This is a genomic window from Prevotellamassilia timonensis (assembly GCF_021531665.1).
GTDB lineage: Bacteria > Bacteroidota > Bacteroidia > Bacteroidales > Bacteroidaceae > Alloprevotella.
The window spans coordinates 1-25,561 of record NZ_JADYUH010000037.1 but is presented as its reverse complement, the minus strand read 5'-3'; the positions used below and the strand labels follow the sequence as shown (position 1 = coordinate 25,561).

22 protein-coding genes and 1 tRNA gene are annotated in these 25,561 nt (G+C 50.8%); 12 read left to right on the top strand and 11 right to left on the bottom strand.

Annotation, left to right across the window (positions count from 1 at the left end):
• Nucleotides 1-196: 196 nt before the first annotated feature.
• A complete protein-coding gene (locus tag I6E40_RS07215) occupies nt 197-2,857 on the bottom strand; it encodes an endonuclease MutS2 (protein ID WP_235386367.1) in 2,661 nt (886 codons plus the stop codon).
• A 241-nt stretch (nt 2,858-3,098) separates the two neighbouring features.
• Here I6E40_RS07215 and hpt point away from each other — a divergent pair, with 241 nt between their 5' ends.
• From hpt to pfkA, 7 genes are all read left to right on the top strand, one after another.
• The gene (gene hpt, locus I6E40_RS07210) at nt 3,099-3,641 is read left to right on the top strand and encodes a hypoxanthine phosphoribosyltransferase (RefSeq protein WP_235386366.1); all 543 of its coding nucleotides are present in this window, start codon (nt 3,099-3,101) and stop codon (nt 3,639-3,641) included.
• Nucleotides 3,642-3,742: 101 nt separating this feature from the next.
• On the top strand, nt 3,743-4,312 hold the full coding sequence (locus I6E40_RS07205; protein WP_235386365.1) for an adenylate kinase: 570 nt from the start codon (nt 3,743-3,745) through the stop codon (nt 4,310-4,312).
• 145 nt (nt 4,313-4,457) lie between these two features.
• Nucleotides 4,458-5,636: a GTPase ObgE gene (gene obgE, locus I6E40_RS07200; protein WP_235386364.1), complete on the top strand. Its 1,179-nt coding sequence runs from the start codon at nt 4,458-4,460 to the stop codon at nt 5,634-5,636.
• Nucleotides 5,637-5,731: 95 nt separating this feature from the next.
• The gene (gene pgeF / locus I6E40_RS07195) at nt 5,732-6,556 is read left to right on the top strand and encodes a peptidoglycan editing factor PgeF (RefSeq protein ID WP_235386363.1); all 825 of its coding nucleotides are present in this window, start codon (nt 5,732-5,734) and stop codon (nt 6,554-6,556) included.
• A 341-nt stretch (nt 6,557-6,897) separates the two neighbouring features.
• Nucleotides 6,898-6,970, top strand: a tRNA-Gly gene (locus I6E40_RS07190).
• Nucleotides 6,971-7,044: 74 nt separating this feature from the next.
• On the top strand, nt 7,045-8,427 hold the full coding sequence (locus tag I6E40_RS07185) for an SLC13 family permease (RefSeq protein ID WP_235386362.1): 1,383 nt from the start codon (nt 7,045-7,047) through the stop codon (nt 8,425-8,427).
• Nucleotides 8,428-8,507: 80 nt separating this feature from the next.
• Complete coding sequence (pfkA, locus tag I6E40_RS07180; protein WP_235386361.1) at nt 8,508-9,485, top strand: 6-phosphofructokinase; 978 nt, start codon at nt 8,508-8,510, stop codon at nt 9,483-9,485.
• A gap of 148 nt (nt 9,486-9,633) precedes the next feature.
• Here the strand turns inward: pfkA and I6E40_RS10965 are convergent, their stop codons facing one another.
• From I6E40_RS10965 to I6E40_RS07135, 10 genes are all read right to left on the bottom strand, one after another.
• Entirely contained in the window at nt 9,634-9,759 is a 126-nt protein-coding gene (locus I6E40_RS10965) for a hypothetical protein (RefSeq protein WP_262910869.1), read from the bottom strand.
• A gap of 267 nt (nt 9,760-10,026) precedes the next feature.
• On the bottom strand, nt 10,027-12,555 hold the full coding sequence (locus I6E40_RS07175) for an outer membrane beta-barrel family protein (protein WP_235386360.1): 2,529 nt from the start codon (nt 12,553-12,555) through the stop codon (nt 10,027-10,029).
• Between the two features lie 26 nt (nt 12,556-12,581).
• The gene (locus I6E40_RS07170) at nt 12,582-13,340 is read right to left on the bottom strand and encodes a DUF4974 domain-containing protein (RefSeq protein WP_235386359.1); all 759 of its coding nucleotides are present in this window, start codon (nt 13,338-13,340) and stop codon (nt 12,582-12,584) included.
• The gene (locus I6E40_RS07165; protein WP_235386358.1) at nt 13,337-13,912 is read right to left on the bottom strand and encodes a sigma-70 family RNA polymerase sigma factor; all 576 of its coding nucleotides are present in this window, start codon (nt 13,910-13,912) and stop codon (nt 13,337-13,339) included. The genes I6E40_RS07170 and I6E40_RS07165 overlap by 4 nt, the downstream gene beginning before the upstream one ends.
• A gap of 264 nt (nt 13,913-14,176) precedes the next feature.
• Nucleotides 14,177-15,445, bottom strand: coding sequence for an NADH:ubiquinone reductase (Na(+)-transporting) subunit F (gene nqrF / locus I6E40_RS07160; protein ID WP_235386357.1), 1,269 nt, complete (start codon nt 15,443-15,445; stop codon nt 14,177-14,179).
• 5 nt (nt 15,446-15,450) lie between these two features.
• Complete coding sequence (gene nqrE, locus I6E40_RS07155) at nt 15,451-16,071, bottom strand: NADH:ubiquinone reductase (Na(+)-transporting) subunit E (RefSeq protein WP_235386356.1); 621 nt, start codon at nt 16,069-16,071, stop codon at nt 15,451-15,453.
• Nucleotides 16,072-16,109: 38 nt separating this feature from the next.
• Nucleotides 16,110-16,739 carry an NADH:ubiquinone reductase (Na(+)-transporting) subunit D gene (locus I6E40_RS07150; protein ID WP_235386355.1) on the bottom strand — a complete coding sequence of 210 codons (630 nt, stop codon included), beginning with the start codon at nt 16,737-16,739 and terminating at the stop codon, nt 16,110-16,112.
• Between the two features lie 22 nt (nt 16,740-16,761).
• Complete coding sequence (locus tag I6E40_RS07145) at nt 16,762-17,487, bottom strand: FMN-binding protein (RefSeq protein ID WP_235386354.1); 726 nt, start codon at nt 17,485-17,487, stop codon at nt 16,762-16,764.
• A 33-nt stretch (nt 17,488-17,520) separates the two neighbouring features.
• On the bottom strand, nt 17,521-18,690 hold the full coding sequence (locus I6E40_RS07140; protein WP_262910868.1) for an NADH:ubiquinone reductase (Na(+)-transporting) subunit B: 1,170 nt from the start codon (nt 18,688-18,690) through the stop codon (nt 17,521-17,523).
• Between the two features lie 145 nt (nt 18,691-18,835).
• Nucleotides 18,836-20,209 carry a Na(+)-translocating NADH-quinone reductase subunit A gene (locus I6E40_RS07135; RefSeq protein WP_235386353.1) on the bottom strand — a complete coding sequence of 458 codons (1,374 nt, stop codon included), beginning with the start codon at nt 20,207-20,209 and terminating at the stop codon, nt 18,836-18,838.
• 539 nt (nt 20,210-20,748) lie between these two features.
• Between I6E40_RS07135 and I6E40_RS07130 the strand changes: the two genes are divergently transcribed.
• From I6E40_RS07130 to I6E40_RS07110, 5 genes are read left to right on the top strand one after another with little or no spacing between them, the layout of a single operon-like run.
• Nucleotides 20,749-20,958 (top strand): helix-turn-helix transcriptional regulator, encoded by a 210-nt coding sequence (locus tag I6E40_RS07130; protein ID WP_235386352.1) that lies wholly within the window; start codon nt 20,749-20,751, stop codon nt 20,956-20,958.
• Between the two features lie 12 nt (nt 20,959-20,970).
• Nucleotides 20,971-22,755, top strand: coding sequence for a class I SAM-dependent DNA methyltransferase (locus tag I6E40_RS07125; RefSeq protein ID WP_235386351.1), 1,785 nt, complete (start codon nt 20,971-20,973; stop codon nt 22,753-22,755).
• A gap of 3 nt (nt 22,756-22,758) precedes the next feature.
• The gene (locus I6E40_RS07120) at nt 22,759-23,223 is read left to right on the top strand and encodes a DUF1016 N-terminal domain-containing protein (protein ID WP_235386350.1); all 465 of its coding nucleotides are present in this window, start codon (nt 22,759-22,761) and stop codon (nt 23,221-23,223) included.
• Nucleotides 23,207-24,430, top strand: a complete 1,224-nt coding sequence (locus I6E40_RS07115) for a restriction endonuclease subunit S (RefSeq protein WP_235386349.1) — start codon at nt 23,207-23,209, stop codon at nt 24,428-24,430. Before I6E40_RS07120 ends, I6E40_RS07115 begins: the two co-directional genes overlap by 17 nt.
• 12 nt (nt 24,431-24,442) lie before the next feature.
• Nucleotides 24,443-25,474, top strand: coding sequence for a transposase (locus I6E40_RS07110; protein ID WP_235386348.1), 1,032 nt, complete (start codon nt 24,443-24,445; stop codon nt 25,472-25,474).
• The last annotated feature ends 87 nt before the right edge of the window (nt 25,475-25,561 follow it).

The following is a 25,561-nucleotide window of genomic DNA, read 5'->3' as shown; positions in this document are numbered from 1 at the left end:
GGACGCTTAGTCAACAGAGCGTCTAAAATTCGATATCTGTACTTTATCAACTTTCTTTGATCTTCAAGCTCAAAGAAACAACAAACTCTTTATTCAGTAATTTGGCGCGGTTTTATTCAGTAATTTGGCATTTCTCGGAAATATTTCCGCCTTTAACGGGAAGATGATAAAACTTTTATCTAAAACCCAAAGAAAATCAGTCGAGCTCAACGACCGTGATGCCGGAGCCGCCGAACTGCACGTGCTCGTCACGGAAAGAGCGAACGCCGGGGATGGTGGCGAGATAGGTTCTGACGACCTCACGCAACGCACCGGTGCCGGTGCCGTGAAGGATGCGCACCTTGTCCTGCTCAAACTGAATCGCCTCATCGATGAAATAGGCAACGGCAGTCATGGCTTCCGTGGCACGCATGCCGCGAAGGTCAATCTCGGGACGGAAATGCAGTTTCTTGTCGCGCATGGCATTGCGCGTCTCCACACTGACAAAGGTGGCGGCTTGTTTGCTCTTATCCACCTCCGGAGCCTCAGCGGGTTCAAGGCGTGAGAGAGGAACGCTGGTGTACATCATGCCGAACAGGACGCGCGCCGAGGAACCTTGCAGACTGTCCACACGCCCCACCGTGTTCTGCCCCTTGAGGCGCACGAAGCCACCGGGGACAATGGGGGCGGATCCGGAGGGAGCGGCGGCAGGTTTGCCGGAAGCTGCCACACGGTCGCGCAGTGCCTTGGCAGCGGCTTCCTCCTCACTGCGACGACGCTGTTTGGCACCCGGTTCGCCGGAAGCCTTGCGCTGCTGGCGTCGCTGAATCTTCGCCATTTTCCGAGCCAGGCGTTCGTCAGCCTCCGCGGAAACTTCACGCTCAAGGCTTTCCTTGAACTCAGCCAACTCACTGCGCACCTCTTTCGTACGCTCCTTCTCTGCCTGTGCCTCGCGGATGGAACGAATCGTGTTTTCAATCAGCGCATTTGACTTTTCAACCAAACGCTTCGCCTCCTGTCGCGCACCTTCCATCACCTCCTTGCGGCGGGAGCTGAGGGAGGAGAGTTCACGCTCCAATTCCGCTGCCGTTTCTTCCAACTGACGCTCCTGGTTGCGAATGCTGCGGCGCTTCTGCTCCCAGTAGAGTTTATCTCTAACTATATCTTGTAAGTATTTATCACTGAGAACATAGTCCTTACCCACCAAATCAGCCGCATAGTCAATGACGTCAGCAGGTAACCCCGTCTTTCGGGCAATTTCAATGGCGAAAGAACTGCCCGGCTGTCCGATTTGAAGACGGAAGAGCGGTTGCATCTCTCCGCGGTCGTAGAGCATGGCGCCGTTGACGACGGAGGGATGATGTTCGGCGTAGGATTTGAGGTTCTGATAGTGCGTGGTGATGATGCCAAATGCTCTTTGGCGGTCAAAGCGATGGAGGATGCCCTCCGCCAGCGCGCCACCAATTTGCGGCTCGGTGCCGCTGCCGAACTCGTCGATGAGCAGCAGACTCCGCTCGCCGCAATGGCGAATCATCTGCTTCATGTGAAGAAGGTGGGAGGAGTAGGTCGAAAGGTCATTGTCAATGCTTTGCTCGTCGCCAATGTCAATGAACATCTCCGAGAAAATGCCCGGCGAAGAAGCCTCCGAGGCAGGAACGGGCATGCCGCATTGCATCATGTACTGCAAGAGGGCAACCGTCTTCAGACAGACAGACTTGCCGCCGGCGTTAGGTCCGGAAATGAGCAGGATGCGACCTCGGGAAGGAAGCGAAACGTCCAGCGGTTTCATCTCCTCGCCCTTGCTTTTCAGACGAGCCGCAAGAAGGGGATGGTAGGCGCGCTGCCAGTCCAAACGAGGGGAATCCACGGGACGAAGAATGACGGCGCCGATGCTGCGGGCATAGCCGGTGAGCGCACGGAGATAGTCAATGTGAGCGAGAAAGACAAAGGAATGCTGAATGTCGGGCAGCATGGGGCGAATGAAGTCGGAGAGTTCGCGCAGGATGCGAATGACCTCGCGATGTTCCTCGGCTTTGAGTTCACGCACCCGATTGTTGGCATCGACAACCGAAGCGGGCTCGATGAAGACCGTGCGCCCCGTAGCACTTTCATCGTGAACAATGCCTTTGATTTTGCGCTTGGCGGAAGGGGCGACGGGGATGACGAGACGACCGTCACGCATGGTGGGCGAAACGTCGCGATCAATGTAGCCGTCCTTTTGCGCCTGCGAAACGATGGAGCGAAGCATGCCGGAGAGACCGCGCATCGTCTGCTCAAGTTCCCGACGCAAGCGGGCGAGTTCGGGCGAAGCGGTGTCTTTCACCTTACCATATTTGTTCAAAACGGAATCGATGCGAGCGATGACGGCAGGGAAGGTCTGCACGTCATCCGCCATGCGCTTCAGCGCAGGATACTTATACGCAACATTCTCTTCTCCAACATCTTCTCCCTCATTTGCTGAATCTTCGCTCAAAGCAGAAAATTTGTCATCTTCCCCTTCGGAGACACCGAGCCAGGCATCATCTTCATCGTCCCCAGCGCGGCGGCGGAAGCGAGTGGCGTAGGCATGAATCGTCACGAGAGAACGCTTCAGGGCAAAGAGGTCTTGCTCCTCCATGAAGGTGCGTTCGGGGCGCATTCTCCAGAGTGCCTCTCTCACATCAAAGAAGTCGTTTTCGACTTCATCGGCGGTTTCTGAGTCAAAACGGGAGAACTCATCTGCCTCCTCCAGGGCTGAAATGACCTCAGCGTGGGAGGAGAGAAAGACAAGGTGATTGTCCACCCACTCTGTGCCCAAAGTGGAGAAACAACGTCCCTTCAGCAACGTCCTCACATCAGAGAAACCTATTTTTTGTTCAAAATTTTCAGGATAAATCATTCTTCTTGCGCTAAGAAACGCGCAAAAGTACTAAAAAAAACGTACTTTTGCGGGCAACAAAGGTCGGAGGATGCCCTTGAAGTCTGCTCCACCGGTTTTTCCGACTTACTTCTTCCGCGGCAAAACAGAAAAAGCCACAAAAAGCGACGAGGAAGTAGCCACAAACCACACCATACATAAAATACCCGCCAAATCCCACACTACATAAGTAGAATCACCCCATCACATCATCTCCCACACCATGGAAAAAGTCAAGGTTAGCGACAGAGAATTCACCATTTCCCTTCCGGAAGCACAAATCATGAAGCGCGTGTCGGAAGTGGCAGCACAAATCAATCAAGACCTGAAAGGCGAACGCCCGCTGTTCCTCGCCGTGCTCAACGGCTCGTTCATCTTTGCCGCAGACCTGCTGCGCGGCATTGACCTCGATTGCGAAATCACTTTCGTCCGACTCGCCTCCTACGAAGGCACCGCCTCCACCGGCGAGGTGAAACAACTTCTCGGACTGAAAGAGAACATCGAAGGCAGAACCGTCATCATCGTCGAAGACATCATTGACTCGGGACTCACCATGCAGGAACTGCTGAAACTGCTGCAAAAGAAAAATCCGAAAGACATCCGCATCGCAGCACTGCTCGTCAAACCCGGAAACCTGAAAGTCAATCTCGACATACCCTACTGCTGCTTCAAAATCCCCAACGACTTCATCGTCGGCTACGGACTTGACTACAATGGAGAGGGAAGAAACCTCAGAAGCATCTACACCGTGGTGCCGCAGGACTAAATCCCCAACCCACACTTCCACACAGAAAACCACGAAACATAAATCCAGACGAAACACAAATCCGGACGAAACATAATCTTCAACTAATCACAAGAAACAAAATGAAAAACATCGTCATCTTCGGCGCACCCGGCTCAGGAAAAGGCACACAAAGTGACCTCCTCGTCAAAAAATACGGATTCAAACACATCTCCACCGGAGACGTGCTCCGCGCTGAAATCAAACAAGGCAGCGAACTCGGCAACACCGCCAAAAGTTTCATCGACAAAGGACAACTCATCCCTGACGAACTGATGATTGACATCCTCGCTGCCACCTACGATGCACTCTGCCCCTGCGAAGGAGTCATCTTCGATGGGTTCCCACGCACCATCCCACAAGCGGAAGCACTAAAAAAAATGCTTGCGGAACGACAGACCGGAGTCTGCGGAATGCTTGAACTTGACGTGCCCGAAGAAATGCTGATGGAACGACTCATCAATCGAGGAAAAACATCCGGACGTGCCGACGACAACGCGGAGACCATCAAGAAAAGACTGGACGTCTATCACAACCAAACGACTCCGCTCATCGAATGGTATGAGAAAGAAGGACTGCGACACAAAGTGAAAGGCTTTGGCAGTCTTGAAGAAATCAACGACGCACTCTGTGCTGTGATTGACACGCTCTGACACAAAAAAACACAAGGAAGAGGAAACTCTCCCGAACACTAAAAACAACCCTGAAAAAGGGTGTGATGACAACCCCGTCACACCCTTTTTCATTGTCCGCTCATCCGAAAACCGAGGAACATACACCACAAACGACTTCACCACCATGGCTCAAAGCAATTTCGTTGACTACGTGAAAATCTATTGCCGCTCCGGAAAAGGCGGCAGAGGCTCCATGCACATGCACCGAGCAAAATATCAACCCAACGGAGGACCCGACGGCGGAGACGGCGGACGAGGAGGAAACGTCTATCTCCGAGGAAACCACAACTACTGGACTCTCCTGCACCTGCGCTACGAACGTCACGTCTTTGCCGGACACGGAGGAAACGGGGCTAAATGTTGCTCACACGGAAGCGACGGCGAAGACAAATACATTGACGTACCGCCCGGAACCGTGGCTTACAACGCCGAAACAGGAAAGTATATCTGCGACGTGGCGGAAGATGGACAGGTCGTCATGCTCCTCAAAGGGGGACGCGGCGGACTCGGCAACTTCCAATTCAGAACTGCCACGAACCAAGCACCACGCTATGCACAACCGGGAGAACCCATGCAGGAAATGATGGTGATTCTCGAATTGAAACTGCTCGCTGACGTGGGACTCGTCGGCTTCCCAAACGCCGGTAAGTCCACCCTACTGTCCTCGCTCTCTGCCGCACGACCCAAAATTGCAAACTATCCCTTCACCACCATGGAACCAAGCCTCGGCGTGGTGCCCTATCGCGACAACAAATCCTTCGTCATGGCTGACATTCCCGGCATCATCGAGGGAGCAAGCGAGGGAAAAGGACTGGGACTCCGCTTCCTGAGACACATCGAACGAAACTCACTCCTGCTCTTCATGGTGCCCGGCGACACGGAGCACATCGCTAAGGAATATGAAATCCTGCTCCGAGAACTCGAAAAGTTCAACCCCGGCATGCTGGACAAACACCGCGTGCTCGCCGTGACAAAATGCGACCTGCTGGACCAAGAACTGATGGACATGCTCCGCGAGGAACTGCCCAAAGACCTGCCCGTCATCTACATCTCCGCCGTCACCGGCTTCGGCATCCAAGAACTCAAAGACATCCTCTGGGAAGAACTGAACAGCGAAAGCAACAAACTGCAGTCGGTCAGCGAAGGAGGTTCCATCGTGCACCGTGACCGCGACACCGCTCTCTTTGAAGCGGACTTCGTGGACTGGGAAGACGAAGAGTTGAGCGAAGTGGAAGCCGCTGACGAAGAGGACTGGGATGAAGAAACCGACGAAGTCTTCGAACTCGAAGAACTTGAGGATTGAAAAGAAGACTCAAAGCATTTCTGGCCGTAATTTATAACGTAACCCACTGTAACCGAATACCGGGCAGCCATATCTTCAAAAATCCCGACACGCTCATGGAGGATCAAGTACTCTGCCCCACCCTACTTTCTCATCCCTTTCCGCCGGAAGTGAAGGCGTTCTCCACTTCGCGTCATGCACCGTATGCTTTGAGCCAGGAGGACATGCCCGATAACTATGCCGAGTTCAATCTGACGCACTACTGCGGAGATGCGCCGGAGAGAGTGGCGAGAGCAAAGGAATGGCTGGCGGAACAACTCGGCATCTCCGCCGCACACATTGTTCTGCCGCACCAAACGCACACCGCCCACACACTCTGCATCGACCAAAACTTCCTTCTTGCCAACGAAAAAACGCAACGTGAGATGCTGGAAGAAGTGGATGCCCTGCTGACCCAACTTCCCAACATCTGCATCGGGGTTTCCACCGCCGATTGCGTACCTATTATATTATATGACCCTCGGCGCAAAGTGACCGCAGCCATACACGCCGGATGGAGAGGTACGGTGAAGCGCATCGTCACACGATGTCTGGAAGAAATGACTGCCCGTTTCAACACAACACCTGCCGACGTGCTCGCAGCCATCGGGCCGTGCATCTCAGCCGAAGCCTACGAAGTGGGAGAAGAAGTGATTGAACAATTTCGCGAAGCCGGCTTCCCACTGGAGAAAATCGTTTTGAGAAGCGATGCCGCCCCAAAGCCACACCTGAACCTTCCGCTTGCCAACCGTCTGCTGCTGGAAGAAGCAGGTGTGCCCTCCGGTCAAATCTCCGACTGCGGCATCTGCACCTTCCGACACCATCAAGACTTCTTTTCTGCCCGCCGCCTCGGCATTCTTTCGGGAAGAATCTTCACCGGAATCATGCGGCGCGACATGTAGGGGGCTATAAATTAGGTTGAGTTGAATCATTATTCTTAGAGAGGAACTTCTGAAGTGGAGGAAAGGACATGGCGGGCGGTGTGACTGACCGAACCTACAAAAGGGCACGCCAAGAAACGGGAACAACCCACACGTAAGCACGTTCTTGGGAGTACTCCTTATTCCATAAACCATAGAACACCCCATAATTCAGTTGAAAAAAGCACAAATCATGCACACCAAGTGCAGAAAATGCGCGGGAACATGGTCAAACCCTACTTTTTTTCTTACTTTTGCGCTTAGAAAACAAGTGTCTCAGAGTCTTTGACTCTCTCAGTCCCTTGAAACGACCAATCCCAAATGCGGCAGTAGCTCAGTTGGTAGAGCATTGGCTTCCCAAGCCAAGGGTCGCGGGTTCGAGCCCCGTTTGCCGCTCACACTCTTTGCGCAAGGCACACTTGCAATTCTGCCTTCCCCACTCAGAGATGAACTTTTGAAGTTGAAACAAGATGACCCTATTCATTCTCGCCATTTTATTGATTGCCCTCCTGCTGATTGCCACTGAGCCAATCAACAAAATGAACAAAGCCGCAGTTGCCATCTTTGCGGGGGTCACTTGCTGGCTTCTTTACATTTCGGACGGTTCCTTCTACATCATTGACCGTCACCCCTTTTCCTTCCTTTCTTTCCTTTCCTCCCACGCCATCACTGCCACCTCCGTCAAAGAGTTCATCGCTCGCTTTGTCTTCTTTGACTACCTTGTGCAGTGCGCCAACATCGTGCTGTTCCTGCTGGCAACCATGTCCATCGTGGAAGTCCTCAACAACAACGGATGCTTTGACTTCATCACGGAATGGCTGCGCACGCGCCGCCCGAAAAAACTGCTTTGGGTGTTGGCTTCACTCACCTTTGTGCTCTCCGCCAATTTGGACAATCTCGCCACGGTCGTGTTGCTCTTGACCATCGTGCATCCGCTGCTGCAAACGGATAAGTTGCGGAAGATCTATTGCTCCGTGATTATCCTGGCTGCCAACTGCGGAGGTGCGATGACAGTGATTGGCGACATCACAAGCCTCACCCTTTGGTCGCAAAAGTTGGTCACCCCGACGGAGTATTTCTATCACCTTGCCATTCCCGTCGTGGCTGCGTTGGTAACCATCCTTTTCCTTCTGCACCACACGCTTCCCTCACGCATTGAGTTTGCACAAACTCACCCGCCCTATCGTGGAGACGACACGCTGCTGACTCGCCCGCAACGCCTGCTCCTGCTCTTTGTCGGCATCGGCGGACTGTGGTTCATCCCGACTTTCCACCGCATCACACTCCTCCCCTCTTCGCTGGGCGCACTCTGTGTGTTGGCACTCATCTGGATTGTGAACGAACTCTGCAACCGCTCCCTGCTCGGCAGCGACACCATGGTGCAGAAACGTCTCCCGCAAGCGCTGCAATATGCCAACCTGCAGAACATCCTCTACTTCGTCGGCATCTGTCTCATGTTCGGAGCACTGACCGAGACGGGACTGCTTGCGAAACTGAATCGTTGGATTTTGGAAACGGGGGCTGACTCCTACGTCATCGGAATCGTCATGAGCGGACTCTCCGCCATCTTCGGCAACATCGCCACGCTCATCGGCGGCATTGACATCTTCCACGTCTCCGAACGTCTCACCGTTCCCGCCGAGTTTGCTTGCGACGGTCAGTTCTGGTATGTCCTCAGTTTCGCCACCACCTTTGGCGGCTCCCTCCTGATTGGCGGCACCGTGAGCGGCATCCTGCTGATGAGAATGGAAGGCATCAGTGCCGCATGGTACATTCGTCACATCACACCCAAAGTTCTCGCCGGACTTGCCGTCGGAATGCTGCTCATGTGGGGAACCTCCTTCCTCTTCTGAAGAATCACACCAATATAGGTTCATCCCAATAGGTAAAAACCAACACCAAAAACAGAACAAAACCAAACAAGAAAACCAAGATGGGAAAAATAAGATGTATCGGCGTCTTGACCTCCGGAGGCGACGCTCCCGGCATGAATGCCGCCATTCGTTCCGTCACACGAAGCGGAATCTGCAACGGATTTAAAGTGAAAGGAATCTATCGTGGCTACGAAGGACTCATTCACGACGAAGTGAAAAACTTCACCACGGAAGACGTCAGCAACATCATCCAGACGGGCGGAACCATTCTCCGAACTGCACGCTCCAAAGAGTTCCAAACGGCTGCCGGAAGAAAGAAAGCCTACGAAACACTGCGAAAAGAAGCCATTGACGCCCTCATCGTCATCGGCGGAAACGGTTCGCTGACAGGTGCCATGACGCTCGCAGAAGAATATGACTTCCCCTGCATCGGACTGCCCGGCACCATTGACAACGACCTCTTCGGCACGGACAGCACCATCGGCTATGACACGACGCTCAACACCATCACGGAATGCGTGGACAAGATTCGCGACACCGCCACAAGCCACGAGCGCATCTTCTTCGTGGAAGTCATGGGACGCGATGCCGGTTTCCTCGCTCAAAACAGTGCCATCGCAGCCGGAGCGGAAGCTGCCATCATCCCGGAAGACACAACGGGAAGCGACCAGCTCATCGAGTTCATGGAACGAGGCATCCGAAAGAGCAAAAAGAGCTGCATCGTCATCGTCAGCGAAAGCCCGAAATGCGGTGCCATGTACTATGCCGACCGAGTGAACAAAGAATATCCGAACTTTGACGTGCGCGTCTCCATCCTCGGACACCTTCAGCGAGGAGGACGTCCCACAGCACGCGACCGCATCCTCGCCTCACAAGTCGGAGTCGGCGCCATCGAAGCCCTCGTCAGAGGACAGAGAAACATCATGGTCGGCGTGAGGAACAACGAAGTGGTCTATGTGCCCTTCATTGATGCCATCAGCCGCCGCAAACCCATGGACAAGAAACTCATCAAAGTTCTTGACGAACTCAGCATCTGATTCAGCATCTGAACTCTGAAATTTGAAACAAAGATAACTTGCAAAAACCTCCCTCATCCGAAAGGAACTGAGGGAGGTTTTTGATGAATTCATTTGAACTCGCGGCAGAGAAACTTGGGATGGTCTGCCGGAGTTGTCGTTTCGGAGTTTATCCGCCGAAGTTGTCGTACATGATGCTTTCGGGTTCAACGCCACCGAACTGAGACGTGCCGACCATGAAGTCCACGACATTGCCGATGGCAGATATGACGGGCGAATACAGAAGTACCAGCAAGAACTTACGAGATAGGTAGTGATTGCGAAAAAACTGCCCGCTGCCGCGAAGCAAACGGGGAGGCACGCTCATAGCGTTCGGCTCTGCCGTCTTGCTCCGCAAAGAATGGTTGTAATTCATTCCTTTTCAGTTAGTATGTCCTCAGATGGCGCTGTTGATTCGCTTGTCTATTTCCGTATTTTTCCCTGACATTTTTCTGACATTTGCAGTTATGGGTGGGGCAGCGTCAGCACAACGCCGACGGCTGCCCATCGAAACGAGGGAGAGTTATAGTCGGTTGCGCTCGCTTTGTCCGGCGTGGCTACCCTTGTATCTGCTCTTCGTGGCATTGAACCGCCAAGAGAGGTCGATGCCGATGCGACGGGAATCTTTATACTCGCAGTATTGGGTGCGGATATTGATACCGCCGTATGCCGTGCGTTTCGTGTACTGCGTATGCAGAATGTCATTGGCGAGAATGGCAACGCTGAGACTCCTATCTTTCAAGAACTGCTTAGAAAGACGTAGGTTTATAAATCCAGTAGCCTTGGTCTGAGTGGTGCCAGACTCGTAATAAGGTGCGAAGTTCCCTTTAATGTTCAACAGCCATGAGTGCGGAAACGTAAACGTATTGTCTAACGTGAAGTTGGTAATCAATCCGTTCCACTTGTGCGTAATACCTAATGGATAGAGATCTTCGTTGCAGAAGTAGAGATCTGTCGAGTAATTGAGTTGCCACAGACCGAACTTAGGGGTGAAATTCAGCGTTACGCCGTAGTACTCCTCTTTAGGCGTATTGCGATAGTCCATGATGACTACACCAGGATGGTTCACATCATCATAGGCTGTCTGGAAAGAGCGAATGGTGTTCTTGAAGTATTGGTAAAAGGCTTCTGCGTAGAACCATTTCCACGAGGAACTCCAGGAAATGCTGTGTGCTTTTTGTGGTTTGAGGAAAGGATTACCCGTATCGTACTCATACTTACTGCGATAGTTGACCGATGAGGACAAGAGATTATAAGGAGGGTTGTTGCGCGAGCAGTGATAGGACAATTTATGATTCCATTTTTCAGTGCGATAAGATGCTGAGAAGCGAGGTATCAGTACGGAGTAATCTGGACTCATTTCGTCATTGCGCTGCCCATCCACGTCGTAGCGGTTGTACTCATTCTGCCAGCGTAGGCCTGCATTGAATGAGAAACTCCCCAACTGTACGGAATAGTTGGCGAAAAGTGACCATATGGTGGTCTGTTGCTGGACATGGCTGTCAGAGGAGAATCCGCTTTGCATAAAGTCGTGTGTGCGATCTACCGTAGAGACCTCTTCGCCGAAAGTCAGTTCTCCCTTCGGTACAGGAGCCGTTACTATTAGTTTCTCTGCAAGCAGTTGATCCTTCTTTTTCGTTTGACTGCTGACGGATGTCGCATTCTCAGTTCCGCCAACCATTTCCAGCAAAGACTTCGCATCATAGAAGTCGGCACTGAAATCGAGATTCCATTTCCCTATGTTGCCTACGTAATAAGCATTTACAGAATGTGTCATGTGAGGACGGGTCAGCGTGTTAGTCTTGCTGTGGCCACCATCTACAAGTATTCCGTCTTGCCATGTCTGCTCGTCCATTTCCCTGATAGTGGTGCCATCGCCTATGTAGTTGAATGCGGTATAGGTCAGACCTACGGAATGGCGGTCGTTTATTTCCCAGTTCCAACCGAGGTCGGCAAAGTAGTATTTTGTTTTAAAGAGCCAGGCAGCATTTTTCTGATAGTCCCATATAGAAGATGCTTGTAACTGGTCGTTGGCGGTTGCGTCGATTTGTGAATTTTGATCTGTCAGGTAGCCACGGGCGAAAAAGTCCATACCGTTGCGCAGACGATAGTTCAGTGCAGCATTTACATTACCATAATGCTTCTTGCCTTGTCGATAGGCTGCGGAGAAGTTGCCGCTCCAGCCCTCGCCAGCCTTGCGGACTGTTTTCAGACGTATGACAGAGGTGACTTCTGCTCCATATTCTGCGCCGGGATTAGTAACAATCTCTGCTGACAGAATCTCGTCGGCACGGAGACGGTCGAGCTCCTGTAAATCGCGTACCTTTTTGTTGTTGATGTAGATTTCGGGCTTTCCATGACCTGCTATCTCGCCGTTGCTCATCATCAAGGGCAGATGGGTGAGCATGTCGCTGGCTGAACCGAACTGTTCTAATGGAGTGCCTAAAATAGAAACCAACAGTCCTTTGTCTGTTGAAGTATATAGCAGCCTATGACCTTTAACGGTTACACCCTTCAAAGTGTAGTTGTCAGGATGTAAGCGAATTGTCCCAACTTTTGGCTGTGTACAGGTTATATACACAGTCTTGTAGCCTACGTATGAAATGCGGGCAAGAACTTTATCTTGTTCATAGGGGATGGCAAAGTAGCCGCTCTCATTCGAAACACCAACGCCAAGGAGGGTGCTGTCGGCAGGGTTTAGAATGGCAATATTTGCATATGCCAACGGCAATCCTTGTTCGTCGATGATGGTGCCCTTCAGGTGGCGGTCGGCCTTGTGGGTACACTCCACATAGATTTCTCGGTCGTCGGGCTTCACGGTCATGCGGACGGGGTAGAAGCCAATCATCTGCTGGATGGCATCGGGCAGACGCTTGTTCTTGATGGTGGCGGTGACGCGGAAGTCCTCCAGTTCGTTGTAGAGGAAGTTGACGACGTATTCCTTCTGCTCGTTGTTCAACTGGAGCAGGGCCTTGCTGAGCGACACATTATTATATGTATGCGTGACACGCTGGGCGAAGGTGCCAAGTGGCATGCAGAGAATGCAAGCCATGAGCGTCAGAGTATATAGCGTATGTCTCATCTTACCACCAGCTTTTTATCCTCCTCGACGATGTTCACGGTCTCGAAGGTGTTCAACTTTTCTACGACACGCGAGAGACTGTCTTCACGCTTCCATACAAAATGGAAACGAAGATGACGGGCCGCTTCATTCTCAAACTCCACGCCGACGCCGTGGGCTGTAGCAATGGCTGTGAGCATGGAGTCGAGCGGCACATTGTTAAAGATGTATGGCTCAACGGAAATTGTGTCGGTCTGAACCGTATCTGCTGGCAGGGAAGTGACTGGATCAATGTCTGTCGTTTGCTCTGTTGTGGGCTGTTGCGGTTTGGGCGTGCTGATATTTCGCACAACTTGGATAGCGGCAAAGGCAATGCCCGAAGCCAGGAGTACACCGATGAAGGATGCAGCTATCTTGTGTCTAAAGAGATAAATAAGGAAATGGGACTTTGGCTTTTCTTCGTCAAGGGCTACCAATTGACTTTCGTCTTCTTCCGCCTTGCAAGGCATAGTGCAAGCAAGCTTGCCCTCTGCCCTTGCTGCGTTCGTCAGTTCATTTGCATGGCAGGCTGCAAACTTCTCCCATTCGCCCTCCACATCTGGGGTATCGTTCTTAAATGCCTCGTGCTTGAAGGCACGCTTAGCAAATCCAAGTTGCTGCACAAGTTGGCGCATCTCGTCGTCGGCGAGTATCTGCTGCAACTGTTCGTCGGTCAGTCGCTCGGGGTGGTCTTGCAATTCCAGAAGCCACTCTATACGCTTATCTTCGGTCATCATATTGCTTTTGAGTTTGAATTGAAATACTTTCTGATTTTCTCCACAGACTGCTTCAGATGGGTGTGGACGGTCTGGCGGCTGACGTTCAGCGCTTCTGCCACCTCCTGGCAGGTCATCTCTCGTAGGTAACGCAGTCGGAAGATTTGCTGCTCCAACGACGAGAAGTTTTCCCGCACGTAGCACATCAGTTCTTCCATCTGCATTTGTTCTTCCACCGTATTGTCGCTAACAAGTGTATCAGTGTCCTCGGTAAGCAGGCGTGCAAATCGTTCTTGCACCTGCTTGTGTTGCAACACATTCATGCAGCGATGGCGCACGCTCGCCAAGAGGAACGCTTTTGCGTTGTCTGCTCTCATCACTACCTTGCCGCTAAGCAGACTGGCGAACACATCGCTCACCACGTCCTTGCTCTCCGCTTCATCGAAGAGTAATGTGAGTGCCAGATGATACATCTGCGTGTAGTGTGTCTTGAACAGACTTTCGATTTGACTCCGTCCAATTTCTCCTCGCTCGGCAGAGTTGATGCGAACATCACTCTGCACTCGCTCGTTTGTCATTTCGTTTCGTGTCATACACTTATAATACAGTTCAGACGTAGAAAATGTAAAGCAGAAATACGATTATTTTCAATTCAAACTCAATTTTTCTATTGTTGGGGTGTTAAGGAAGGAGCATAGCGGGCTATGTGATTGAAGAAAATTACAAAAGATAGGTTTTTCTATACATTACCAAACAAAGAGGCCGCGCCAATTTTGACACAGCCTCGTTTTTGATGATTCATTTGAACTCGCGGCAGAGAAACTTGGGATTGTCTGCCGGAGTTGTCGTTTCGGAGTTTATCCGCCGAAGTTGTCGTACATGATGCTTTCGGGTTCAACGCCAAGACCGTCAAGCATATTGACCACAGCATTGGACATCGGACCGGGACCGCACATGTAGTACTCAATGTCTTCGGGTGCTTCGTGGTCTTTGAGATAGGTGTTATACATCACCTGATGCACGAAGCCGGGAGTGTATTTCACGCCTGCTTCATCGGCAGCAGGGTCGGGACGGTCAAGGGCGAGGTGGAAATGGAAGTTGGGGAATTCCTTCTCCAAGCCGAGGAAGTCATCCAGATAGAAGACCTCGTTCAAAGCACGTGCTCCGTAGAAATAGTGCATCTCGCGGTCGGTCGTGTGCAACGTTTTGGTCATGTGCATGATTTGAGCGCGGAGCGGAGCCATGCCGGCGCCACCGCCGACCCAAATCATTTCTTTCTTGGAGTCGAAATGGGGATGGAAGTCACCGTAGGGACCGGACATGATGACCTTGTCACCGGGTTTGAGGGTGAAGATATAAGATGACGCGATACCCGGATTGACATCCATGAAACCGCTGCGGTCTGCCTTGAAGGGCGGAGTAGCGATGCGGACGGTGAGCATGAAGACATCGCCTTCGGCAGGATAGTTCGCCATGGAGTAGGCTCGGACGGTCGGTTCGGGATTGACACACTTCAAGGGGAAGAGACCGAACTTCTGCCAAGCGGGCAGATACTCCTCACCGATGAGGTCTTTGTCAATGTCTTTGTCATAGTCCATCGTGAAGGCGGGAATCTTGATTTGAGCATAGGAGCCGGGCAAGAAATCCATGTGTGCGCCTTCGGGGAGTTGCACTTTGAACTCTTTGATGAAGGTGGCAACGTTCTTGTTGGAGATGACGGTACATTCATACTCCTTGACACCCATGACGCTGTCGGGCACTTGGATTTCGAGGTCAGACTTGACTTTGCACTGGCATCCGAGACGCCAGTGTTCTTTGACTTGTTTGCGGGTGAAGTGACCGCGTTCGGAGTCAAGGATTTCTCCGCCGCCTTCGGTGACCTGACATTTGCACTGACCGCAGCTACCTTTTCCGCCGCAAGCAGAAGGAAGATAGATGCCTTGTTCCGAGAGGGTGGCGAGGAGATTTCCGCCCATCGGCACTTCAATTTCGTCTTTGGAGTTGATGCGAACCTTCACTGTTCCTCCGGGGGAAAGATAACTTTTGGCAACCAAGAGGATGATGACCAAAAGGAGGATGACAACAAGGAATACGACTATGCTGGAGAGAATGAGAGTAATGTCCATTTTGATTAGATGTTAAGTCCGGAGAAACACATGAATGCCATTGCCATCAAACCGACGGTGATGAAGGTGATGCCGAGTCCCTGCAGCGGTTTCGGCACGATGGTGTATGCCATTTTTTCGCGAATGGCGGCGAGGGCAACGATTGCCAAGAGCCAACCGATGCCTGAGCCGAGCGCATAAACCACGGCGTCAAGGACGGAACCGATGTACTGAGAACTGTTCGGTTGCATTCCGATTCGCTGTTGCATGAAGAGACTGGCACCCATGATGGCGCAGTTCACGGCAATCAGCGGCAGGAAAATGCCGAGCGCAGCATAGAGCGAGGGAGAGAAACGCTCCACAATCATTTCCACCAGCTGCACGATGCCGGCGATGACGGCAATGAAGATGATGAAAGAAAGGAAGGAAAGGTCCACGCCCATTTCAGGGTTCTGAAGGACCTTGGTCTGAAGCAGATAGTTGGTGGGAACGGTGATGACCAAAACGAAGATGACTGCCACGCCGAGACCGAGGGCAGTCTTGACGTTCTTCGACACAGCCAGATAGGAGCACATTCCCAAGAAAAAGGCGAATATCATGTTGTCCACGAAAATGGAGCGGACAAAAAGACTTAGCAGTTGTTCCATTGTGATTTAAAAAGTTTTCTTGTTAATTACTCCGTGATTTATTGTTCCTTTTGGCAGGCTCTCAATGCCCAAATCAGACAGCCGACAAGAATCAGCGCCATGGCGGGCATGGTCATCATGCCGTTGTTGACATAGAAGCCGCCGTTCTCGACGTAGAGCGAATCCGGAATGACGCGAAGACCGAGCAGCGTGCCGTTGCCAAAGAGTTCGCGAACGAAACCGACTGCCACGAGAATCCAGGCATAGCCCAAACCACTGCCGACGCCGTCGAGGAAGGATTCCCAAGGACCGTTCATCATGGCGAACGCCTCGAGGCGACCCATCAGGATGCAGTTGGTGATGATCAGACCCACGTAAACGGAGAGTTGCACACTGACATCGTAGGCGTAGGCTTTCAAAATCTGGGAAACGAGGGTCACGAGTGAAGCTACAACCACCAACTGAACGATGATGCGGATTCGGTTGGGAATGGTTTTGCGCAGCAAAGAAATGATGACGTTGGCGAAGGCTGTGATGACCGTCACCGAGAGGCCCATGACGATGGCAGGCTCAAGCTGAGCGGTCACGGCGAGCGCGGAGCAGATGCCGAGCACTTGCACAGCCACGGGGTTATTTTTTGCAAGAGGAGAAGTCAGCACTTCCCGATTTGCTTTTGAAAACAAGCTCATATCTCTTTATGGGGATTGAAGTTTAACGTTTCTGTTCCAAACTCTTGAAGTAGCCGACATACTGTTTCAGACCGTCCTGCACCATGTTGCTGACGCCGACAGAGGTGAGGGTGGCGCCGGTGATGCCATCGACTTGTGTCTTGTCTTTTCCGGCTTCGACTTTTCCGTTCTTGACGACGCAGAGTGCGGGTGTTCCGGTGGAGTCGCCTTCAGCAAAGATGTTTTTGCCGATGAACTTTTCCTGGAACGGTTTGTCTGCGATGAGTGCGCCGAGACCGGCGGTTTCACTCTCGTGGGAGAAATAGGCGCCGAAAACGGTGCGGAGGTCAGCGTTGATTGCCATATACCCCCAAAGACCGCCCCAAAGACCGCGTCCGGTCATTGGAATGACATATTTTGTTTCGTCTTTGATTTTGCAGACATAGACGGGGAGGCAGCTCGGAGAGATTTCTTTTTGAGGCACGACAAATCCATCTTTGTCTTTGTTCTTTCCGTCTTTGAGCACGTTGCCGAGGCTGTCAACCACGAGGTCGCAGACCACGGCTTCGCTATAGGCTTTCTCAACAGCCTCTGCTCCGTCAAGGTCGCGCAGACCGAGGGAGGCGAGAATCTGCTTCTTCTTGTCCAATTCAACGTTTTGGTCTTGGGTCGGTTTGAGTGCAGAAGAGACAAACGCCAGCAGGAATGCCACCACAATGACCATGACGGAGGCATAGATAATCGTATAGGAATTCTTATTCGTATCCATGAGTGTTAGAAATGTTTAGGGGTTTGTCTCTCTTTATTTCTTTTTCATGCGTGCCAAACGCTTGTTGATGTTGCGCTGCACGAAGCAATAGTCAATGAGCGGAGCGAACATGTTCATGAAGAGGATGGCGAGCATCATTCCTTCAGGATAACCGGGGTTGAGGACACGGATGAGGATGGCAAGGAGGCCGATGAAGAAACCGTAGATGAACTTTCCTTCTTCAGTACGGGAACCCGTAACGGGGTCGGTCGCCATGAAGACAGCACCGAAACAGAAACCGCCGGTGGCGAAGTGTTCCCAGCAGCTCATGTGAGAAGCGACGTTGTTCTCGAGTTCGGCAAAGTTGAAGAGAAGCGCTGTCACAGCACCGCCGACAAAGACGCCGAGAATGGTTTTCCAAGAAGCGATGCGGGTGTAGAGAAGGATGAGGGCACCGATAGCAATGGCGATGACGCTGGTCTCACCGATGGAACCGGGGATGAAACCGAGCACCATGTCGTTCAAAGAGGCGGAGATGGGATGGTTCGCCGCAGCCTCGCCGAGGGGGGTTGCCATGGTGGTGGCATCAGGCAGGTTGTAGCCTAAGGAAAGCACCTGCTCCTTGGCAAGCCAAACATTGTCGCCACTCATGCTGGTGGGGTAAGAGAAGAAAAGGAACGCGCGCGCACACAAGGCGGGATTGAAGATGTTCATGCCGGTGCCGCCGAAGATTTCTTTGCAGAGGATGACGGAGAAAGCCACGGCGAGAGCGAGCATCCAAAGCGGACAGTTCACGGGGACAATCATCGGAATGAGAATACCGGTGACGAGGAAACCTTCCTGGATTTCCTCCTTCTTCAGTTGCGCCACGGTGAACTCGATGCCGAGACCGACGGCGTAGGACACCACGATTTTGGGAAGTACGAGCAGGAAACCGTAGATGAACATAGCCCAGAAACTCGTGTTTTCCAACTGTCCGGCAGCGAGGGCGTTCTGATAGCCGATGTTGTACATGCCGAAGAGGAGCGCCGGAAGGAGGGCGATGACCACGAACGACATGATTCGCTTGGAGTCAATCGCATCGTGTATGCTGACGCCACTTTTGGAAGTCGTGTTGGGCACGAGCATGAACGTTTCCATGCCTTCGAAGACGGAGTGGAGAGCGCTGAACTTTCCCTTTTCCTCAAAGTGGGGCCTGATTTTGTCGAAAAATTTTTTAATCATGATTTGTGTAACTTTGAAAGGCGGGATGAGAAATGCCTGTTGTCTGTTGTGGAATTCTGTTTTTGCAGGGCGGAACTTGAGGCATAAATAAGAAGACTTTCCTTGTCGGAAGGATCTGACCTCAGTGATTCTTCCGCAGTCTTTGTCAGGAGTTTTCTTTTCTCAGTCGGTCCAGACCCTCGCGAACGATGCGCTGGAGTTCGAGTTTGGAAGAATCGACAAATTCTGCGACGGCAAAATCTTCGGGAGCCACCTCATAGATACCGAGGGCTTCCTGACGGTCAATGTCTTCAGTGAGAATGGCTTTGACAAGATAGCCTGCATAGATGTCCATGGGGAAGACGCGGTCATACTCTCCACTCATGATGATGTGGCGTTCACCGCCCTTGATTCTGCAGTCAAGGTTGTAACTGCGGTTCTTACCCAAGAGGCGGGAGAAGTAGGAGTAGCTCGTGGAGAAATCATTCAAGCGGGGCGCAATCCAGCCGAAGGGTTCATCCACGTCGTCACCCTCGGGAATGGCACAAACTTCGGTGGAGAAGGCGCCGAGGAAATCTTCGAGGTCTGCCTTTTCACCGACGAAAGGATTACCGTTGATGATGCGCACGTGTTCCGTGCGTTTCAGATTGTCTCCCAAAACGTCTTTCAACGGAGCACCGATGAGCGTCTTCAGATAAGTCGGTTTCTTCAGCTCACTGCCTGCCACGGCGATGGTGCGAGTGAAATCCACGTGCCCCAAGCGCAGGAAGCGGCCGATGAAGACCACCGCCTCGGGACCAACGGTCCAAACGATTTCTCCCTTATTGATGGGATCGACCTGGTTGATTTGCACACCGACATTGCCTGAAGGATTGGGACCTTCAAAGATATCGACACACGCTTCGCTGACGGGGAGCAGCGGAGAGTTCACTTGCTCGGGCGAGATGCCGAGGTGCACCTTGGCGATGCGAGCCAAGAGTCTGATTCCCTCTTTGAAATCTTCTTCCTGACCGGCGCAAGCCACATTGAAATCGGATGCCAGAGGCATTTTGTTGAATGCCGAAACGAAAATGGCTTTCGGAGAGTCTGAAGGAGAAGCAATGACGTCGTAAGGACGCTGACGAACGAAAGCAAACAAACCGCTCTCCACCAGAAGTTTCACGGCGTCGGCAGCTGCACATTCGGCAGGCGACTTGGTGGCAAACTGTTTGTACTGCTGTGACTTGTCGGCTTGCACTTCAATTCTCAGAAGCTTACGGCGTTCCCCGCGAACCACGCGGCTGACAACACCGCTGACGGGCGACACAAACTGAATGGTTTCAGTGGCTTTGTCCACGAAGAGCGCATCGCCGACAAGGACGGTTGCCCCTTCCTTGACCACAAGTTTTGGTTGAACGCCGGTGAAGTCCGTGGGTCTGACAGCCACCACTTGCGGAAGCGGAAGCGTGGGCACGCTCTTACCGTTCGCACAATCGGATGCCAAGGCTGCTCCTTCCAAATTGAAGTCCAGCCCTTTCTTGAGTTTATATACCTTTTTCATTCACTGTAAAGAAGTGTGGGTTTTTAAAGAAAGATTTGCTTTGAACACCGCAAACAAACTTACACGACTAATGCACAAAAAAGCAAGAATCGGAAAACGTAACGAAAACTGAGGAAATCGAACAAGAGCCAAGCAAAAACGCTCCTGTGCACCTCAAACTTTTCGCACTTTGTGGCTTGTTCAAAGTTTTGCCCGCAAAAATAATTAATAAATCGTTATTTACAAACTTTTAAGGTTGCATTCTGTGCATCCAAGGCTGACTTTCGCGCCGAAAGGCACGCAACGAAAGCATTTTGGACTCCTATGTCACCGAAAAACTTCTTTTGCGGGGGGCATTCATGCTCTTAGGGACATATAAACGGGCACTGCTTCAAGACTGTGGCTTTCACTCTCTCAAATAATGGTGTCGATTTTGTGATTCTTAGATTCAATTGAACTAAAAGGCAAAGAAAATTACCAAACACATATAACATCTTTGTTTATTATTACACGTTTTACATGAATCATTAGTATTTTTGCCACATAAAACTTTTCGCAAAATGGCAAAAAACGACCTCAATAGATTGAAAGTGGTGCTTGTTGAACAGCACAAAACGGCAAAATGGTTAGCAGAACAAATGGGAAAAGACCCTGCGACTATTAGCAAGTGGTGTACCAACAAAGCACAGCCTTCATTAGAGACTATCAAAAAGATTGCAGAAATACTACAGGTCAAAATGAGCGACCTTGTTAGCAACGAACAACCTTAAAGCAGAGATCAAATGGCAGACAATAAGATAAATATTCGCAAACTGGAAGCTGACCTTTGGGAGTCGGCAGACTTGCTTCGTGCTGGAAGTAAACTTACATCGAGCCAATACTGTATGCCGGTATTGGCATTGCTCTTCTTACGCTATGCCTATAGTCGCTTCAAGATGGTGGAAGCAGAATTGCTGAAGAATCGTCCAAGTCGTGGCGGTCGTGTGATGCCTGTTGAAGCAAGTGATTTTGCGGCAAAGAGTGCGCTCTACCTTCCTCGTGAGGCTCAGTTTGACTATCTGGTCAATCTGTCAGACGACCAACCTTTGGGCGAGGCTGTCAACCATGCCATGACATTGGTAGAGGAGCAGAGCGAACAACTGACCGGTATTCTGCCTAAGTCATACACGATGTTCAGCGATGAGTTGTTGCGTGAGCTCCTGCGAATCTTCAACAATAAGACGCTGGACGAGATTGGTGGCGATGTGATTGGTCGCATCTATGAGTACTTCCTCTCGAAATTTGCTAAGGCAGTAGCCTCTGACGATGGTGTATTTTTCACTCCAAAGTCTTTGGTCAAGATGCTTGTTAATGTACTTGAACCCCAACAGGGCGTCATGCTTGATCCTGCTTGCGGTTCGGGAGGTATGTTCGTTCAAACCGGTGACTTCGTGAATGCAGGAGGCATGAACGCCAACACCCAGATGACCTTCTACGGTCAGGAGAAGGTGGAGTACAACGCCCAGCTATGTCTGATGAACATGGCAGTACACGGTTTGAATGGCAGGATTGTCTCTGGTGATGAGGCTAACTCCTTCTATCATGATGCACACAACTTGGCAGGCAAGTGTGACTACGTGATGGCGAATCCTCCATTCAATGTTGATAAGGTGAAAGCTGAGTCCGCATCTGCTGCCGGTCGTTTGCCATTCGGTCTGCCGGGTGTCAATGCTAAGACCAAAGAGATTGGTAATGCCAACTATCTGTGGATATCCTACTTCTACGCCTACCTCAACGACCATGGTCGGGCTGGCTTCGTCATGGCATCATCGGCAACGGATAGTGCCAATAAAGATCGTGACATTCGTGAGAAGCTTGTCCTGACAGGCGATGTGGATGTGATGGTCTCTGTGGGCAACAACTTCTTCTATACCCTCTCGCTCCCATGCTCACTGTGGTTCTTTGACAAGGCGAAACGCTTGGAGAACAAGAACCGTGTGCTCTTCATTGATGCCCGCAACTACTACACCGTAGTTGACCGCACCCTTAATGAGTGGACGGAGTGGCAGTTGAAGAACCTGCAAGCCATTGTCCATCTGTATCGTGGAGAGACAGAGAAATACCGCCAGTTGGTGGCTGAATACCATGACGCCCTTGATGGCAGAACCTTGCAGCAATGCGAGGAAGAGCTGGTAGCCATCAAGCAGGCAGCGAAGGATGCCGTAGCCAATGCTGTCCGAAAGGAGAAGAAGCAAGTGGAGCGTGAGCAGAACGAACGCATTGCTGAAGCAGAAGCTATGCTTGAGACAGCCCGTCAGCGCGAATGGCTCACTTCAAAGTTTGGGTTTGATGGCGAATATCAGGACGTTCTTGGTCTCTGCAAGATTGCCACGCTCTCAGAAATAGAAGAAAAGAACTACAGCCTTACCCCCGGTGCCTACGTGGGTGTAGCCGAGGTAGAGGACGATGGTGTGGACTTCCACGAACGCATGAATGAGATTCACTCAGAACTCGCTTCACTCAACAAAGAAGCCAACGTGCTAATGAGCGAGATCATGAAGGAATGGGAAAACCTTAACACAAAGTAAGTCATGGCAAACGAGATAAAACCAATAGTGCCAACCGATATTTCACCAACGGATGCAGTAGTCGGAAATTTGATGTCTGACCTTCGCCAAATCATTGAAGAAGCGCGAATCCATGTGGCATCTACTGCCAACTATGAACTTACCATGATGTACTGGCATATAGGTGAACGAATCAACCGTGATGTGCTTGGTAATGAACGAGCTGATTATGGAAAGCAGATTGTCGCGACAGTGTCACGACAATTGCAAGCATGGTATAGTAGCAAGGGCTTTGAGGAGAGAACAATTAGGAGAATGGTACAATTTGCGCAAGAATTCCCTAATTGGCAAATAGTGTCACCGCTGGTGTCAAAATTGTCTTGGACTCATTTCCTAACTAAAATTGTGCCGCAAGTGGCGGCACAAATACAGAACATCTACGGACAAAAAGGGAAAGAAAGGAGGATGAGGTATGAGGAAGACAATTAATATAGGCGATTTGGGTACTATCATTACAGGTAAAACACCTCCAACCACCAATAAGAGCTATTATGGTGATTATGCGGTGTTCATTAAGCCTACGGATATTTCCGAGCAAAGTAAATATACCTATGAGACAGAGGAAATGTATTCAAAACTTGCTGCGGAAAAGTATGAAAGTAGCTTAATTCCTAAAGGTGCTATTTGCGTTCCATGTATAGGTACAATAGGAACAAAGATGACGATGGCTCCTTGTGATTGTTATACCAACCAATCTATCAATTCTATCATTTGTAATGAGAACTATGACAATGAGTATGTCTATTATCTGATAAAGAATTTTTTGCCAGGATTAAAGGCATATAACTTGGGTACTGCATCAGGTAGAGAATATGTCTCAAAATCCAATTTCGAGAAGATTGAACTTGTTGCAGAACAAGATAAAGATATTCAAAAGAGAATTGGAGTAATCCTCTCTCGCTACGACTCATTGATAGAGAACTATCAGAAGCAGATAAAGTTGCTTGAAGAGGCAGCCCAGCGACTCTATAAGGAATGGTTCGTTGACCTCCACTTCCCCGGACACGAAAGCACCAACATAGTGGATGGAGTGCCGGAGGGATGGGAGATTGTCACAATAAACGATGTGACATCCAAAATTACCACAGGTCTAAATCCTCGCAAGAATTTTGTACTGGGTAATGGAAATAATTATTATGTCACAATTAAGAATATGGCTAATAACACCATCTACCTTGATGATAAATGCGACAAGATAGATGATGAGGCAATTGAAAAGATAAATAAACGCTCTGATCTTAAAACTGGTGACATTTTGTTTTCTGGTATTGGAACCATAGGTCGAGTTTGTCTCATTGATATTCCAACAAACAATTGGAATGTAAGTGAATCCGTTTTCACATTACGAGCAAATGACATGGTGTCAAAAGAGTTTATGTACCTACTGCTATTGGGAACTGATGTACAGAATTATTGTCAAGCTCACGCACATGGGGCGGCTCAAAAGGGAATACGAATGGCAGATTTAAAGGCTTTTAAATTCTCTCTTGCTCCAAGAGAAGTTATGCAAGACTTTACACGTATTGTTAATCCATATATAAATATTGTCTCACGAATCCAATCCCAGCTCCGCCTCCTCACCGAAGCCCGTGACCGCTTGCTTCCCAAACTGATGAGCGGCGAGATAACGGTATAAAGACCTGACGATATGACAGAAAAGAAGCTGAAATATATTGAGGGCGTAGGTTGGCGTTACGAAACGGAGCACAATCAGAAACGCCGGTTCGTAGGTCATCGATACAATGACGTGGGAACGTATCTCGTCACCATCATTGTGAAAGGGCGTAATCCCGTCTTCGGTACTATTGCGGGCAATATCAAGGCACAACCTTCCGACACCAACTATCCAGCCACAATGCTCTCCCCCTTAGGCGAGAGGGTATTAAACGAAGAACTACCCAAGATTCATGCCATATACCCTATGGCGGAGATATGGTCGCCCGTATGCATCATGCCAGACCATATCCATCTCATCATTCGCATTAACAGCCTCTTGCCGCCCAAGAAACACCTCGGCACCATTGTGGGTGCATTCAAGGGAGGAGTGAGCAGAGCTTGGGGTGGAGGCACCCTCTTTGAAGATGGCTACAATGACCGCATACTCATGCGAGATGGGCAGTTTAAGAACTGGACTGCTTATCTGCGTGCTAATCCCTATCGCTGGTTAGTGAAGCATGAATGCCCGCATCTGATGAAACGCTCGCATTGTGTCGTGATAGATGGCATCCGCTATGGTGCTTTCGGTAACTTCCTGTTGCTGAGGTATCCCGAGAAGGTGCAGGTGTTCTTTCATAGGAGCATGGAAGAAAATGGGCAGACAGTGGCTACGGAGCAGACGCTTTTCTGGCAAAGGGAGCATGAGCAACTGATGGGAGCTGCCGCACAAGGCGATGTGCTGGTAACGCCAGGTATCAGCGAATGTGAGAAACGCATCAAGAACGAATGTCTGCAAGAGCGATACCCTCTCATCCATATACAAGACAAACCCATCGGGCAGTACTGGAAACCAGAGAAACGCCGCTTTGAGGCATGCGTGGCAGGCACTCTTCTCATTCTTGCACCATGGCAGGAAGACCAGAATGGGGATAGCGATTATGCACGTTTCCATAACCTCAACAGCCTTGCTGCTGCCATCTGCTCACTTGATGTTGAAACAGCAATGAAGATCACGACAAGCTGACGCTTGTCGAACAGGGACGACAAGATGGCGACAAGCTGACGCTTGACGGACAGGGGCGACAAGATGGCGATAAGCTGACGCTTGACG

Coding starts and splice junctions, on each gene's coding strand:
- obgE (WP_235386364.1), top strand. CDS start 4,458: ATGGCTCAAAGCAATTTCGTTGACTACGTGAAAATCTATTGCCGCTCC.
- I6E40_RS07110 (WP_235386348.1), top strand. CDS start 24,443: ATGACAGAAAAGAAGCTGAAATATATTGAGGGCGTAGGTTGGCGTTAC.
- I6E40_RS07140 (WP_262910868.1), bottom strand. CDS start 18,690: ATGATTAAAAAATTTTTCGACAAAATCAGGCCCCACTTTGAGGAAAAG.
- I6E40_RS07130 (WP_235386352.1), top strand. CDS start 20,749: ATGGCAAAAAACGACCTCAATAGATTGAAAGTGGTGCTTGTTGAACAG.
- pgeF (WP_235386363.1), top strand. CDS start 5,732: ATGGAGGATCAAGTACTCTGCCCCACCCTACTTTCTCATCCCTTTCCG.
- I6E40_RS07165 (WP_235386358.1), bottom strand. CDS start 13,912: ATGACACGAAACGAAATGACAAACGAGCGAGTGCAGAGTGATGTTCGC.
- hpt (WP_235386366.1), top strand. CDS start 3,099: ATGGAAAAAGTCAAGGTTAGCGACAGAGAATTCACCATTTCCCTTCCG.
- I6E40_RS07120 (WP_235386350.1), top strand. CDS start 22,759: ATGGCAAACGAGATAAAACCAATAGTGCCAACCGATATTTCACCAACG.
- I6E40_RS07135 (WP_235386353.1), bottom strand. CDS start 20,209: ATGAAAAAGGTATATAAACTCAAGAAAGGGCTGGACTTCAATTTGGAA.
- I6E40_RS07205 (WP_235386365.1), top strand. CDS start 3,743: ATGAAAAACATCGTCATCTTCGGCGCACCCGGCTCAGGAAAAGGCACA.
- I6E40_RS07145 (WP_235386354.1), bottom strand. CDS start 17,487: ATGGATACGAATAAGAATTCCTATACGATTATCTATGCCTCCGTCATG.
- I6E40_RS07175 (WP_235386360.1), bottom strand. CDS start 12,555: ATGGCTTGCATTCTCTGCATGCCACTTGGCACCTTCGCCCAGCGTGTC.
- nqrF (WP_235386357.1), bottom strand. CDS start 15,445: ATGGACATTACTCTCATTCTCTCCAGCATAGTCGTATTCCTTGTTGTC.
- nqrE (WP_235386356.1), bottom strand. CDS start 16,071: ATGGAACAACTGCTAAGTCTTTTTGTCCGCTCCATTTTCGTGGACAAC.
- I6E40_RS07150 (WP_235386355.1), bottom strand. CDS start 16,739: ATGAGCTTGTTTTCAAAAGCAAATCGGGAAGTGCTGACTTCTCCTCTT.
- I6E40_RS07170 (WP_235386359.1), bottom strand. CDS start 13,340: ATGATGACCGAAGATAAGCGTATAGAGTGGCTTCTGGAATTGCAAGAC.
- pfkA (WP_235386361.1), top strand. CDS start 8,508: ATGGGAAAAATAAGATGTATCGGCGTCTTGACCTCCGGAGGCGACGCT.
- I6E40_RS07125 (WP_235386351.1), top strand. CDS start 20,971: ATGGCAGACAATAAGATAAATATTCGCAAACTGGAAGCTGACCTTTGG.
- I6E40_RS07185 (WP_235386362.1), top strand. CDS start 7,045: ATGACCCTATTCATTCTCGCCATTTTATTGATTGCCCTCCTGCTGATT.
- I6E40_RS07115 (WP_235386349.1), top strand. CDS start 23,207: ATGAGGAAGACAATTAATATAGGCGATTTGGGTACTATCATTACAGGT.
- I6E40_RS07215 (WP_235386367.1), bottom strand. CDS start 2,857: ATGATTTATCCTGAAAATTTTGAACAAAAAATAGGTTTCTCTGATGTG.